The following is a 12,862-nucleotide window of genomic DNA, read 5'->3' on the forward strand; positions in this document are numbered from 1 at the left end:
CATTATGAGAATCCGGGGGACAGGCCGGGGCGGTGGCACCGGCGGCCTGCCGCCGCGTGACGACCGGGGGCAGGTGGCGGTCGAGTTCGCGAGCATGGCGCCGATCATCCTGGTGACGCTCGTGCTGCTCTGGCAGGCCGCACTGGTCGGCTACGCCTTCTCGCTGGCGGGCAACGCGGCCGACAAGGCGGTGCGGGCCGGGGCGACGACCGACACATGGCGGCAGAGCCGGAACCAGGCGTGCGACAGGGCGGGGCGCGAGGACCTGCCGGAGAACTGGACGGCGACGATCCGCTGCCACGAGGACGGCGACATGGTCGAGGCCGTCGTGAGGATCAAGGTGCCGGTGCTCTTCCCCGGCGGGGTCGACTTCCCCCTGTGGATATCGGGCAGGACCGCCGCGGCGAAGGAGAGCTGAAGCGTGCCGAACCGCTTTCGCGAAGAGAACGGGACCAGACGCCGCGAGCGCGGCCAGGTGGCCATCGAGTACGTGGGGGTGCTGTCCCTGCTGCTGCTGGTGGGCCTCCTCGTGATCCAGCTGGGGCTGGCGGTCTTCGCCGTCCAGCAGGTCGGTACGGCCTCCCGCGCGGCCGCCCGTATCGCCTCGTACGACGACGCGGACCGCGACTACCAGCGGGCCGGCCGTGACGCCATGAGCACCTGGCTGGCCGACGAGGCGGTCTTCCGGCGCGCGGTCCGGGGCGACGAGGTGAGGGTGACGGCCAGGGTGCCGATCCCCTCACTCATCCCCGGGCTGCTGGGCGGGCTGAACGCCGAGAGGAGCGCCACGATGCCGCTGGACTGACCCCCACCGGTCCCGGTCACCGCGCGATCCGCACCGCCGTACACGAGCAGCAGGGAGATGGACGATATGGGCTTGCGAGCACGTCTCAACAGCTCCGAGCCGTCGGAGAAGGGCCACGACGAGGAGAGCCGTCTCGTAGCGGTCTACCGCGCCAAACTGCTGGAAGAGATAGACCTGGCCGAGATGTCCGCCCTCCAGGCGTCCGACCGCAGGATCCGCCTGGAGAGGGTCCTGGGGCACATCATCAGCCGTGAGGGTCCGGTCCTGTCCACGGTGGAGCGGGCCCAGCTCATCCGCCGGGTCGTGGACGAGGCCCTCGGCCTGGGCATCCTGGAACCGCTGCTCGAGGACGCCTCCGTCAGCGAGATCATGGTGAACGGCCCGGACCAGGTGTTCGTGGAGCGAGGCGGCCGGCTGGAACTGCTGCCCATGCGCTTCACCTCGAACGAGCAGCTGATGCAGACGATCGAGCGCATCGTCTCCACGGTCAACCGCCGTGTGGACGAGGCCAATCCGATGGTCGACGCACGTCTCCCCTCCGGGGAGCGCGTCAACGTCATCATCCCGCCGCTCTCCCTCACCGGCCCGATCCTCACCATCCGGCGCTTCCCCCGCGCCTTCACGCTCCAGGAGATGATCGGCCTCGGTTCACTGGACGAGCAGATGGTGCTGCTGCTCTCGGGGCTGGTGCGCGCCAGGTTCAACATCATCGTCTCCGGTGCCACCGGCACCGGCAAGACGACGCTCCTGAACGCCCTGTCCGGGCTGATCCCCGACGGGGAGCGCATCATCACCATCGAGGACTCCGCCGAACTCCAGCTCCAGCAGTCCCACGTCATCACCCTGGAGAGCCGGCCCGCCAACGTCGAGGGCAAGGGGCGGATCAGCATCCGCGACCTGGTGCGCAACTCGCTGCGCATGCGGCCGGACCGCATCATCGTCGGTGAGGTCCGGGGCGGCGAGACGCTCGACATGCTCCAGGCCATGTCCACCGGCCACGACGGCTCCCTGGCCACCGTCCACGCCAACAGCGCCGAGGACGCGCTGATGCGCCTGCAGACCCTGGCGTCGATGTCGGAGGTCGAGATCCCGTTCGCGGCGATCAAGGACCAGATCAACAGCGCCCTCGACGTCATCGTGCAGCTGACCCGGCACGCCGACGGCTCCCGCCGCATCACCGAGATCGCCGTCGTCGACTCCAAGGGCCGTGAGGACTACCGGATCGTCTCGGTGTGCCGTTTCAACGCCCGGCCGGTGTCCGGTGACGGTCGTGTCCACGGCGAATTCGAATACCATTCGCTGCCCCGGCGGATCGCCGACCGCCTGTACATGAGGGGCGAGCCGATCCCCGCCGCCTTCGGCGTGGCCCAGTCGGACGACCAGCTGGTCGTCCGCGAGTCCGCCTCCTGAACGTCCCCCGGTCCGCCGCTTTCCGAGAAGGTCCCGTCCGATATGGCCAACCTCCCCCTCCTGACGACAGGCGTCACACTGCTGGCCTGCGTGCTCGCCGTCGCGGGCGTGCACGTGTCCGCCAAGGGAAAGGCCCAGCAGCAGTATCTGGTCCAGAGGATGTCCCAGACGGGGCAGATACCCGTCGTCGGGCGGAACCGCCGCTTCCAGGGCGTCGACCGGCGGCTGCGCAGGACCGAACTGGGCAGGCGCATCGAACGCAAGCTCAACACCACCGGGCTCGACCTGACCCCCGGCGAGTACCTCGTCTACGTGCTCGCCTCCCTGCTCGCCGTCTACTTCGTCGTCGGCGCGGTCTTCGCCTCCTTCTTCGGCCTGCTCGCGGCCCTCATCGGTCTCTGGGGCGGCAACGCCTTCCTCAACTACCAGATCCGCAAGCGCACCGAGGCCTTCATCAACCAGCTCCCGGAACTGACCCGGGTCCTCGCCAACGCCACCCAGGCGGGTCTGGCACTGCGCACCGCCATCGGGATGGCGGCCGAGGAGCTGGACGATCCGGCCGGTGAGGAGCTCAAGAGGGTGGCGGACCAGCTGGCGGTCGGCCGGCCCCTGGAGGACGCACTGAACGAGCTGGCCGAGCGGCTGCCCTCACGTGAACTGACCGTGCTCGTCTCCACCCTGATCCTGTCCAACCGGGCGGGTGGCACGATCGTCTCCTCGCTGCGCAACCTCACCGAGACGCTGGAGGAGCGCAAGGAGACCCGCCGCGAGGTCACCACACTGCTGTCCCAGGTGAAGGTCACCGCCGTCGCCGTTCCCGTCCTCGGCTTCGGTTTCCTGCTGATCCTCAACGGGATGCGGGCCGGGGCCCTGGACGACATGACCGGCGCCTTCGCCGGGAAGGTCGCCGTCATCGTCGCCTCCTGCCTCTACGGCCTCGGCTTCTTCCTCATCAACCGTCTCACCCGCGTCCGTATCTGAGGCCACGGAAGCCGAAGGGAGGAACACACCATGGATCTTCTGCTCGCCGCCGCCGTAGGAATCGCCGTCTACGGCGCCATCCACGGCATACGTCTCTACCGCGAGGAGGCCAGGCTCCCCGCCGACCTCGCCGTGGCCCTGGAGGTGGGCGCCTCGCGCACCACCGCCGCCGGATCCGCCATCGACCGGCTGGGCATGAGGTACGCCCCGCGGGTGCTGCGCCTGATGGGCCCCAAACGGGTCGACAAGGTGCGCCGCAAGCTGGACCTGGCCGGAAACCCCGGCGGCCTGACGGTCGACCGGTACGCGGCCCGCCTCGCGGTGTACGGCGGGCTCGGCTCGCTGACCAGCCTGAGCATGCTGATGAACGGCCAGATCATGCTGGCGGTGCTCTTCCTGGTCTACGGCTTCTTCTGGACCGACGTCACCATCCGGTCCGCCATCGGCCGGCGCCGGGACGACATCGAGCGCACCCTCCCCGACTTCCTGGACGTCCTCGCCGTCGTGGTGTCCGCGGGCCTCGGCTTCCGGCAGGCACTGGAACGGGTGTCGGAGAAGTACGAGGGCCCCTGGTCCGACGAACTGCGCATCACACTGCGCCAGATGGACATGGGCGTGAGCCGCCGGGAGGCGTTCGAGCAACTGCGCAGGCGGAACGAGTCGGAGCAGGTCTCCATGTTCGTCTCCGCCCTCCAGCAGGGAGAGGAACTCGGCGCCCCGATCGTCGACACCCTCATCCAGATCGCCAACGACATGCGCCGCACCGACGCGCAGAACGCCCGGCGCAAGGCCGCCAAGGCCGTCCCCAAGTCCACGCTCATCGTCACCAGCTTCATGCTGCCCGGAACGATGCTCCTCATCGGAGTCGGCTTCTACTACGCCTCCGGCATCGACTTCAACGACCTGCTCGGAGGCTGAGCGGGCGGCAGGGCGGCGGACCGGAGGCAGGGGCGAAGGGACCCGGAAGGAGGTGCGGAAGGAGGTGCGAAGGGAGTTGATCTCGCGGATGCTGCCGGGGGCGGGAGCCGGGACGATACCGGCCGGCGGCCCGCACCGGCGTGTGAGCGGCACCGCACCGACACTGCCGATCCAGGTGAGCGCGCTGTCCGCCCTCTGCCGCCAGCTCTTCGGCTTCCGGCTGGCCATGACCGCGCTCGCCACGCCCTTCGCGCTCAGCGGGGTCAGGGGGAGCCCGGGAGCCTGGCTCGTCGGTTCCGCCGTACTCGTCACCGTCATGGTGTCGTACCTGCTGCTGCGGGACTGGGAGCGCTTCGGGCCGGTGCTGCTCAGACACCCCTCACTGCTCGGCGCCGACATGCTCTTCGGCGCGATGCTCCTCTTCACCGCCTCCCCCAACTCCACCCTCGCCTACGTCACCATCTGCACCCCCCTGCTGGCCGGCCTGGTGTACGGCTGGCGTGGCGCCGCCGTCTTCGCGGCACTCCAGTCGCTGCTGCTCGCTGCCGCGTGCGCGGTCGACGCCAGGGTCGAGATGGACGCCTCGATCCTGCTGATCACGGGGCTCTGCGTACTGGCCGGTGCGGCCGGCAGCTCCCTGAGAGGACTCCTCCTCGGCTTCGGCGTGGCCTCCCAGGCACTGGTCGAGACCCGGGCCCGCCTCGCCGTCAGCGAGGCGGTGGAGCAGGAGCGCTCCCGGCTCGCCCGGGAGATGCACGACTCGGTGGCCAAGACCCTGCACGGACTCGCCCTGGCCGCCGACGGACTCGCCCGGTCGGCCGACCGCCCGGACCCCGGAGTGGTCAAGGAACAGGCGGAGCTGGTTTCCCGTGCCGCCCGGCGCGCCGCCGCGGAATCCCGTGAACTGCTGTCGGACCTGCGCCGGGAGTCCGGCCTGGACGGCGGCACCGACATGGCGGGCGAACTCGCCTCCCGGGTGAAGGACTTCGAGCGACGCCACGGCCTGCGCGCCACGTACCGCCCCCTGGGCACGGCCTCGTTGCCGCCGGTCCCGCACGCGGTGGCCAGGCAACTGCTCTCCATCGTCTCCGAGGCGATGGAGAACGCCCAGCGGCACGCGGCCCCCGGCCGTGTGGACGTGTCGGCGGGCATCGTGGACGGTGTCCTGCGGATGAGCGTGTACGACGACGGGCGGGGCCTGCCCCCGGGCACCACCCTCGAAGACCTCAGGCGGGCGGGCCACTTCGGCCTGGTCGGCATGGTCGAGCGCGCGGCCTCCATCGGAGCCCGCATCCGCATCGGCAAGGGGCGGGCGAAGGGGACCGAGGTACGTCTGGAACTGCCCGTCGCCGCGCTGGGCACACACCCGGCCCCGCGGGAGGGCGAGCCGGGAGCCGGGCCCGCCGGGGCGTTCGGCGGCGCGCGGCCGCTCTCCGCGCTACCGGCCCGGCCCGGCACACCGGGCCGGGCGAGGGAGGCCGACCGGTGACATCCGTACACAGGCCGTACCCGCGGCCTCGCCCGTGGAGGGCCCCGGTCCCCTCGGACAGGCCCCGTACTCCCAGAAAGGAGGCCGTACACGTTGGATGACGACACCTTCCGTGCGCCCGAGCGGTGGCCGGCGCACCGGCCGGCCCCACAGCACCCGCCGAACCCGCCCGCCGGCACCCCGCACCCCGTCCGGACGGGGGCGGAGCCCGCCGGGGCACCGGCCTTTCCGGTTCCCGCCGCCGGGCCCGGAGAACCGCTGAGGGTGGTCGTGGCGGACGACAACCCCGTGGTGCGGGCGGGGCTGGGAGTCCTGCTCTCCGGCCGGGACGACCTGCGGGTCGTGGCGGAGGCGGCCGACGGACACCAGGCGTACGAGGCCGTGACGCTGCACCGTCCCGACGTGGTGCTGCTCGATGTGCGGATGCCGGGCGTGGACGGCATCTCCATACTCCCGTACCTCGCGCGCATCGCCCCCGTGATGATGCTGACGTACAGCAGGGAGGCCGAGATCGTCCACGAGGCCCTGCGTCTGGGAGCGGTCGGCTACCTCGTCCACGGCGAGTTCACGGCGGACCAGCTCGTCACCGCGGTGCGGGACATCAAGGACGGACGCTCCCACTTCACACCGACGGCCTCCAGCGCGCTGCTGGAAACTTTGCGGGAGGGATCGGCCGGTGGGGCGGGGCCGCTGCCGGACGGCCTGGGGACGGCCTTCGAGGACCGGGGCGGACCGTCAACGCAGCTGAGCACGTTCTCTGCAACCGCACACGGGACACATGGGGAGACCCTTCAGGTGCCGCCCCAGAGGTCGCAAAACACCTATACACGGCAGGAGTCGCAGGAGCGGCGCACCGGTAATGAATCTTTGCTTACGCAACAACAGGTGGGATATGCTTCCCCCGCTCCCGGAGCCGTGGAGGTGCTTGACCGACTGAGTCAGCGGGAGGTGGAGGTGATGGACCTGATCGCGTCGGGGATGACCAACCAGCAGATCGCCGCCACCTGCTTCATCAGCCAGAAGACGGTCAAGAACCACATAAACCGGATCTTTTCAAAGCTGAACGCCGGAAGCCGGGGCGAGGCCATCGCCATCTGGCACGGTGTCGCACGAGGGGGGTCGGCCGACCGTGGCTGAGCGAGCCGTGAACGATGTGGAAGCCCCGCCCGGGCCGGGCGCGGCAGCGTCCCGTCCGGAGGCGGCGGGGGCCCAATCCCCGCTCTGGGCCCGTAGTTGGGCCCTGGGGCCCATGTGCGCGGGGGGTGTGCCGCCGTATGTTTCCCATGTCGCCAGCGAGACCGGCCGGGAGAGCGCCGGAAACGCGAGCGGCTCGGAGACTTCGCACGCCACGCGGCCGGACGGACGCCGGTCGGCCGAAACGGGAGGGGAACACCATGATGAAGGACACCGCGCTCAAGGCCGCCGCCAACGCCAAGGTCTACGTCGGTCACTGGGCCAACACGCGCGCCGAGAAGATGCGGGCTCGCGGGGACAAGGGCCAGGGCGCGATCGAGTACGTGGGCATCACCATCCTGGTCGTGGCGATCGTCGTCGCGCTGATGAACACCAAGATGGGCGAGACGATTTCGTCCAAGTTCACCGAGAAGATCAACGAGGTTCTGAACAACGGCGGCTGATGCGAGGCGTCTATCGCGAGGAGGGGCAGGCCGCACCGCTGTACATCACAGCGGTGGTCGGTCTGCTCTTCCTCGCGTTCGCGTTCTTCGCGTTCGGTCAGGCCGATGTGAACCGAAACGGCGCGCAGACGGCGGCGGACGCCGCCGCTCTGGCGGCCGCCAAGGACTCCAGGAACCAGCTCAGGGACGGCTTCCTGGAGAACATCCTCGACGGCGACTACCTGGACGACCTCGTCAACGGGAACGCTCCCGGGACGAGGAGCGGGTGTGACGCCGCCAGGCGCTTCGCCGGTCTGAACGAGGCCAGGACGGACGCCGGCGGATTCTCCTGCCGGCCGCTTCCGGGAAGCCGTTGGGGTTTCACGGTCGAGGTGGAGTCCCGGGAATCGATGGGGGAGAGCATCATCCCCGGCACGGACGGCAAGCACGCGAAGGCGACGGCCACGGCCGTCGTCGAGCCGCGCTGCCGGTTCAAACCCAGCGATGACGAGGGCGGGGGCGGTGACGAGCCCGACGAGGGCGAGGAGCGCAAACCGTCCCCGGGCAGGATCGACTGCGACGGCAGGGACTGGGTCATCGACCCGGAGAACCTGGACTTCCTTCCGGATATGGCAGACCTCTTCAGCGTCCGGCTGTCCGAGAGCTGACCGCGAACGAGCGCAAAGGAAAACATCTCATGGGAACTTGGAAAACTGGGAAGCTGCGCCGGTCCGGGGTGGCGGCCCTGCTGGCCGCGGCGTTGACCGTTTCCGCCGCGGCCTGTGGTGGCGACGAAAGCGCGAAGGAGAAGGACGGGAGCCCGTCGGCATCGAGTGAGAACCAGGGCGGGGAGAAGGGCGGCGAGGGCGAAGGCAAGACCCTGCCGGACACCAGCAAGGTGATCGCGACACTCGAGGGCGACAAGGGCATCGAGATGATCGTCCACGAGGTGAAGCGAGACGGGGGTGGCTTTCTGACTGTAAGCGGTCAGTTCAAGAACACCAGCTCTCAGGGGTACTCGATTCCTGTTACGTGGAGTGGTCCGGAGAAGGCCGTGGCGGCGACCCAGCGTTCCATAGCGGCTATGACACTGGTGGACTCGAAGGAGAAGAAGCGCTACTACGTCTTGCGAGACACTGACAACCGGCCGCTCACCACCACCTCCTTCGAGCCCTATATCAAGCCCGACGCGAGCCTCCCCTTCTTCGCCCAGTTCCCGGCGCCCCCCTCGGACACCACCGAGGTCAGTCTCCAGTTCCCCGGCTTCCCCAACGCACCGATTGAGATCTCCTGATGAGTGCCGTCAACTCCCGCCGCGGGCGGCCCCGCAGGGGCGCGGTCGCGGTCGCTCTCACCGGAATCCTCGCGTTCGGTATGGCCGAGGCCCCGTACGCAGCCGCGGACGAGGACGACCCGTACCCGTCGGCATCGGCCTCCGTTCCCGTCGAGGTCGATGCCGCCGACCCGGATCTGAAACTCGCCGAGGGGGCCACACTCGCCGAACCCAAGGTTCTCGACATCAAGTCCGTCGTCGAGGACCTCGACGGTGAGGAGCGCCGCGAGGACACCAACGAGGACATCAAGCTCGCGCTGCAGTCCGAGGTCCTCTTCGGCAAGGACAGTGCGGTTCTGAGCAGCGAGGCGAAGTCCCGTATCGCCGAGGTGGCCGCCGAGGTCAAGGAGCACGGGGCGACCAAGGTCCGGATCTTCGGCTTCACCGACAACCTCGGTTCCTCCGCGCACGGCGACGTGCTCTCCCGGAAGCGTGCCAACGCGGTGCACAAGATGCTGGCCAAGGATCTCGACTCGTCCGTCACCTACGAGGTCCGCGGTTACGGCGAGCAGTACCCGATCGCCGACAACAGCACCGAGGAAGGCCGCAAGAAGAACCGCCGTGTGGAGATCTCCTTCCCGCGCGGCGGGGAGTAGCCCCCGAACCGACGCCCACCGCGAGCCGGTTGGAGCGGACACCGTCCGCTCCAACCGGCTCGCGGTGAGGGCCGCCCGGCCCGAGCGACGGAAACGGGAGGCGCCGCGTCAGGCCTCGACGCGCAGCCGGGCCCCCGGGCGTATGCCCCACCGCTCCATCGCCCCGGCCTCCGTCTCCAGCACATGGCGGGAACGCAACCGGGGCGAACCGAGCCGTCCCGGCTTCATCGTCCGTACGGCGATGACGTTCAGCCCTTTGTCCAGGTAGGCCACGTCGATCGTGAAGCGCATTCCGAAGGTGTGCACGCTCGCGCAGGGGGTGAGCAGTATCGCCCCCTCGACACCGTTCCGGCCGAGCAGGCCCCGGGCACGGGTCCGGTAGGAAGCCGCGATCTCCAGGGGGATCGCCTCCCCGTCCCGCCCCGCCACCGTCAACCTGCCCGTGCCGTTCCGCCATTTCGCCATGGCCCCCGACCGTAGCGGAAGCCGTGGACCGTCAGGTGGGCGGAGACGGCGGTGCGTCCGCTCCCGGAGAGACAGTGCCCGGCCGACCGGAGGCCCGGAGCCTGGAAGTGGGCCCCTGGGCCCATGACCGGCCGACCGCTCGGTTCTAGAGTCGGCCGCGTGTACGCCACTCTGATCACCGCCGCCGCCCTGTGGGGTCTCCTGACGGGGCTCCTCGTTCCGCGCGCCGCGTACCGGTTGTCCGTCGAGCCGGGAAAGCCGTGGCGGGCCGCCTGTACGGCGGGGCACCCCTTCGCGGGTCCCGCGCGCGGATGGCTCGGCGGCGCACGGTGCGCGACCTGCGCGGTGACCGTACCGGTGGGCGCCGGCGACCGGACCGGCGGCCGGGCCGACGACCGGACCGGGGACCTCGCGCCGTCCCCCGGTGTGCCCGCCGTCACGGCGCTCGCCTGCGCGTCGCTCGCCGCGGCCACCGGCTTCCGCCCGGAACTCGCCGTATGGCTGCTGTTCACACCGGTCGCGGTCCTGCTGGCCGTCGTGGACCGCAGGGTCCACCGGCTGCCCGACCACCTGACACTGCCCCTCGCCGCCGCGGTGACCGTACTGCTGGGTGCCGCCGCACTGGTGCCCGCGCACGCCGGGGCATGGTCCACCGCGCTGCTCGGGGGCCTCCTTCTCGGCGGTTTCTACTTCGTGCTCTTCCTGATCAACCCCGATGGGATGGGTTTCGGCGATGTGAAGCTGGCGCTCTCCCTCGGCGTCGTGCTCGGCTGGTACGGGTGGGACATCCTCTTCGCCGGGGCGTTCGGCGGTCTCCTGTTCGGCGCGGTCTACGGGATCGGACTGATGGTGCTGAGAGGCGCGAGCCGCGGGAGCGCGATCCCGTTCGGGCCGTTCATGGTGGCGGGGGCCCTCGTGGGTCTGCTGGCGGGGGGACTGACCGTGTGAACCGGGTCGCGGCTGCGCGCGGCGCGGCGCGACAGGGGCTATGGTGGAAACCCCCCCTCGGGCCGGTCCGTACCCCCCCCACGGACCGGCCCGCTTCGCGTCCGGCCCCTCCCGGTCCGCCCCACCCCCGCCCCAGCCGCGGCGGCCCCCGGCCCTCGCTAGCCCTCGCTGCTGAGGGCCCAGATGTTCGCGCCGGGTGCCGAGACCGCGTAGGTGTCGATCTCCGCCAGCTCCTCCTCGGTCAGCTCCGGGCTGCGCACCGCCGCCACGTTCGCCTCCAGCTGCGCCACGCTGCTCGCGCCGATCAGCGCCGACGTCATCCGCGGATCCCGCAGCACCCAGCTCAGCGCGAGCTGGGCCAGGGTCTGGCCGCGCCGCTCGGCGATGGCGGCCAGGGCGCGCAGCCGTCCGACGACCTCCTCGGTCAGCAGGCCCGGGTCCAGGGAGGTGCCCCGGGCCGCGCGGGAGTCCTCCGGGACGCCGCCCAGGTACTTGTCGGTGAGCAGCCCCTGGGCCAGCGGGGCGAAGGAGATGCAGCCCATGCCCTCCGCCTCCAGCGTGTCCAGCAGGCGGTCGTCCTCCGTCCAGCGGTTGATCATGGAGTAGGACGGCTGGTGGATCAGCGGCCGCACCCCCATCTCGCGCAGGATCCGCGCCGCCTCGCGCGTACGCCGCGCGCTGTAGGAGGAGAGGCCCACGTACAGCGCCTTGCCCTGGTGGACGGCGGACGCCAGCGCGCCCATCGTCTCCTCCAGCGGGGTCTCGGGGTCGTAGCGGTGCGAGTAGAAGACGTCGACGTACTCCAGGCCCATGCGCCTGAGCGAGGCGTCCAGGGAGGACAGCAGGTACTTGCGCGAACCCCACTCGCCGTACGGCCCGGGGCGCATCAGGTAGCCCGCCTTGGTGGAGATCACCAGCTCGTCGCGGTAGGGGCGGAAGTCACGGGCGAGCAGGCGGCCGAAGCCGGCCTCGGCCGCTCCGGGCGGCGGGCCGTAGTTGTTGGCCAGGTCGAAGTGGGTGACACCCAGGTCGAAGGCGCGGCGCAGGATCGCCCGCTGGACCTCCAGCGGCCGGTCGTCGCCGAAGTTGTGCCACAGGCCGAGCGAGATCTCCGGGAGCAGCAGTCCGCTGCGTCCGGAGCGGCGGTAGCGCATGGTGCCGTAGCGGGAGCCGTCCGGACGGTAGGGGGGTGTGTCGTTCATGCGCCCTGCCTATCACTGTCTTATCGCCGTTCTGTGACATTCCCGGCTCGTGCGGCCGTACGGCGTGGCAGTAAGGTGCTGAGGACCTGTCCGTCCGGTTCTTCGCGGCCCGCCCCGGCCGGGCGCGAGCCGCGGTATCCCCCACATCCCTCCCGGGTCCGCCCGGGCGAGAGCGCATTGGCGGGGGAGAGGGCCGCAGGGCGCCGCGGGCCGTTCCGCGAGGACGCGACCGGACAGGATCTGGCGCTCGGGATCCGCATGGAGGGGCTGAACAAACCGATGCTGCAATCTTCCCGGGGACGCACCCGGTATCCCCGGTGGCTGCGCCGCCTGGTCTACAGGCTCTACGCCCACCGGGTGGAAGGGCGTCTCGACCACGAGCAGGTGCCCAAGCACATCGGCGTCATCCTCGACGGCAACCGCCGCTGGGCGCGCGCCTCCGGCGGCACGACCGAGCAGGGCCACCAGGCGGGGGCCGAGAAGATCCGCGAGATGCTGGGCTGGTGCGCCGAGACGGACGTCGAGGTGGTCACCCTGTGGCTGCTGTCCACGGACAACCTCAGCCGGCCGGCCGAGGAGCTCAGGCCGCTGCTGGGCATCATCGAGGACGCGGTGCGCGACCTGGCCTCGGACGGCCGCTGGCGGGTGCACCACGTCGGCACGCCGGACCTGCTGCCCGACCACACCCAGCGCGTGCTGAAGGACGCGGAGGAGAGCACCCGGGGCAACCCGGGGATCCTCGTCAACGTCGCCGTCGGCTACGGCGGCCGGCAGGAGATCGTGGACGCGGTGCGCTCCCTGCTCGCCGACCGGGCCGCGCGGGGCGCGACCCTGGAGGAGCTCGCGGAGGACCTCGCCCTGGAGGACATCGCCGAGCACCTGTACACGCGCGGGCAGCCCGACCCGGACCTGGTGATCCGCACCAGCGGCGAGCAGCGGCTGTCGGGCTTCATGCTCTGGCAGAGCGCCCACTCCGAGTACTACTTCTGCGACGTGTTCTGGCCCGCCTTCCGGAAGGTGGACTTCCTGCGCGCCCTGCGCGACTACGCGGCCCGCCACCGCCGCTACGGCTCCTGACGGACGCGGTACCCGGCCGCGG

15 protein-coding genes are annotated in these 12,862 nt (G+C 70.6%); 13 read left to right on the plus strand and 2 right to left on the minus strand.

Annotated elements, in window-relative coordinates:
• The first annotated feature begins 4 nt into the window (after window positions 1–4).
• The 11 genes from ACW69E_RS14840 (at window position 5) to ACW69E_RS14890 (ending at window position 9,148) form a co-directional block, all read left to right on the plus strand.
• The gene (locus ACW69E_RS14840) at window positions 5–418 is read left to right on the plus strand and encodes a TadE/TadG family type IV pilus assembly protein (RefSeq protein ID WP_457498699.1); all 414 of its coding nucleotides are present in this window, start codon (window positions 5–7) and stop codon (window positions 416–418) included.
• Window positions 419–421: 3 nt separating this feature from the next.
• On the plus strand, window positions 422–805 hold the full coding sequence (locus tag ACW69E_RS14845; protein WP_457498700.1) for a TadE/TadG family type IV pilus assembly protein: 384 nt from the start codon (window positions 422–424) through the stop codon (window positions 803–805).
• A 66-nt stretch (window positions 806–871) separates the two neighbouring features.
• Complete coding sequence (locus ACW69E_RS14850; protein WP_457498701.1) at window positions 872–2,215, plus strand: CpaF family protein; 1,344 nt, start codon at window positions 872–874, stop codon at window positions 2,213–2,215.
• 42 nt (window positions 2,216–2,257) lie between these two features.
• A complete protein-coding gene (locus ACW69E_RS14855; RefSeq protein ID WP_457498702.1) occupies window positions 2,258–3,196 on the plus strand; it encodes a type II secretion system F family protein in 939 nt (312 codons plus the stop codon).
• Between the two features lie 30 nt (window positions 3,197–3,226).
• Window positions 3,227–4,114 carry a DUF5936 domain-containing protein gene (locus tag ACW69E_RS14860; RefSeq protein ID WP_457498703.1) on the plus strand — a complete coding sequence of 296 codons (888 nt, stop codon included), beginning with the start codon at window positions 3,227–3,229 and terminating at the stop codon, window positions 4,112–4,114.
• Window positions 4,115–4,202: 88 nt separating this feature from the next.
• Window positions 4,203–5,603, plus strand: a complete 1,401-nt coding sequence (locus tag ACW69E_RS14865; protein WP_457498770.1) for a sensor histidine kinase — start codon at window positions 4,203–4,205, stop codon at window positions 5,601–5,603.
• 93 nt (window positions 5,604–5,696) lie between these two features.
• Window positions 5,697–6,740 (plus strand): response regulator, encoded by a 1,044-nt coding sequence (locus tag ACW69E_RS14870; RefSeq protein ID WP_457498704.1) that lies wholly within the window; start codon window positions 5,697–5,699, stop codon window positions 6,738–6,740.
• A 257-nt stretch (window positions 6,741–6,997) separates the two neighbouring features.
• On the plus strand, window positions 6,998–7,240 hold the full coding sequence (locus ACW69E_RS14875; RefSeq protein WP_457498705.1) for a hypothetical protein: 243 nt from the start codon (window positions 6,998–7,000) through the stop codon (window positions 7,238–7,240).
• Window positions 7,240–7,887 carry a pilus assembly protein TadG-related protein gene (locus ACW69E_RS14880; protein WP_457498706.1) on the plus strand — a complete coding sequence of 216 codons (648 nt, stop codon included), beginning with the start codon at window positions 7,240–7,242 and terminating at the stop codon, window positions 7,885–7,887. The genes ACW69E_RS14875 and ACW69E_RS14880 overlap by 1 nt, the downstream gene beginning before the upstream one ends.
• Before the next feature lie 29 nt (window positions 7,888–7,916).
• Window positions 7,917–8,513, plus strand: coding sequence for a hypothetical protein (locus ACW69E_RS14885; protein WP_457498707.1), 597 nt, complete (start codon window positions 7,917–7,919; stop codon window positions 8,511–8,513).
• Window positions 8,513–9,148, plus strand: coding sequence for an OmpA family protein (locus ACW69E_RS14890; protein WP_457498708.1), 636 nt, complete (start codon window positions 8,513–8,515; stop codon window positions 9,146–9,148). Before ACW69E_RS14885 ends, ACW69E_RS14890 begins: the two co-directional genes overlap by 1 nt.
• 108 nt (window positions 9,149–9,256) lie before the next feature.
• Here ACW69E_RS14890 and ACW69E_RS14895 read toward each other — a convergent pair whose 3' ends face one another.
• Window positions 9,257–9,613 (minus strand): DUF192 domain-containing protein, encoded by a 357-nt coding sequence (locus tag ACW69E_RS14895; RefSeq protein WP_457498709.1) that lies wholly within the window; start codon window positions 9,611–9,613, stop codon window positions 9,257–9,259.
• A 159-nt stretch (window positions 9,614–9,772) separates the two neighbouring features.
• On the opposite strand from ACW69E_RS14895, the gene ACW69E_RS14900 reads away from it, so the two are divergent.
• Window positions 9,773–10,561, plus strand: a complete 789-nt coding sequence (locus ACW69E_RS14900; RefSeq protein WP_457498710.1) for a prepilin peptidase — start codon at window positions 9,773–9,775, stop codon at window positions 10,559–10,561.
• Between the two features lie 158 nt (window positions 10,562–10,719).
• Here the strand turns inward: ACW69E_RS14900 and mgrA are convergent, their stop codons facing one another.
• Entirely contained in the window at window positions 10,720–11,763 is a 1,044-nt protein-coding gene (gene mgrA, locus ACW69E_RS14905; protein ID WP_457498711.1) for an L-glyceraldehyde 3-phosphate reductase, read from the minus strand.
• A gap of 279 nt (window positions 11,764–12,042) precedes the next feature.
• Here mgrA and ACW69E_RS14910 point away from each other — a divergent pair, with 279 nt between their 5' ends.
• Window positions 12,043–12,840, plus strand: a complete 798-nt coding sequence (locus tag ACW69E_RS14910; protein ID WP_457498712.1) for an isoprenyl transferase — start codon at window positions 12,043–12,045, stop codon at window positions 12,838–12,840.
• The last annotated feature ends 22 nt before the right edge of the window (window positions 12,841–12,862 follow it).

The organism is Streptomyces sp. SS8 (assembly GCF_054072955.1).

Coding starts and splice junctions, on each gene's coding strand:
- ACW69E_RS14840 (WP_457498699.1), top strand. CDS start 5: ATGAGAATCCGGGGGACAGGCCGGGGCGGTGGCACCGGCGGCCTGCCG.
- ACW69E_RS14850 (WP_457498701.1), top strand. CDS start 872: ATGGGCTTGCGAGCACGTCTCAACAGCTCCGAGCCGTCGGAGAAGGGC.
- ACW69E_RS14855 (WP_457498702.1), top strand. CDS start 2,258: ATGGCCAACCTCCCCCTCCTGACGACAGGCGTCACACTGCTGGCCTGC.
- ACW69E_RS14860 (WP_457498703.1), top strand. CDS start 3,227: ATGGATCTTCTGCTCGCCGCCGCCGTAGGAATCGCCGTCTACGGCGCC.
- ACW69E_RS14865 (WP_457498770.1), top strand. CDS start 4,203: ATGCTGCCGGGGGCGGGAGCCGGGACGATACCGGCCGGCGGCCCGCAC.
- ACW69E_RS14875 (WP_457498705.1), top strand. CDS start 6,998: ATGATGAAGGACACCGCGCTCAAGGCCGCCGCCAACGCCAAGGTCTAC.
- ACW69E_RS14880 (WP_457498706.1), top strand. CDS start 7,240: ATGCGAGGCGTCTATCGCGAGGAGGGGCAGGCCGCACCGCTGTACATC.
- ACW69E_RS14885 (WP_457498707.1), top strand. CDS start 7,917: ATGGGAACTTGGAAAACTGGGAAGCTGCGCCGGTCCGGGGTGGCGGCC.
- ACW69E_RS14890 (WP_457498708.1), top strand. CDS start 8,513: ATGAGTGCCGTCAACTCCCGCCGCGGGCGGCCCCGCAGGGGCGCGGTC.
- ACW69E_RS14895 (WP_457498709.1), bottom strand. CDS start 9,613: ATGGCGAAATGGCGGAACGGCACGGGCAGGTTGACGGTGGCGGGGCGG.
- mgrA (WP_457498711.1), bottom strand. CDS start 11,763: ATGAACGACACACCCCCCTACCGTCCGGACGGCTCCCGCTACGGCACC.
- ACW69E_RS14910 (WP_457498712.1), top strand. CDS start 12,043: ATGCTGCAATCTTCCCGGGGACGCACCCGGTATCCCCGGTGGCTGCGC.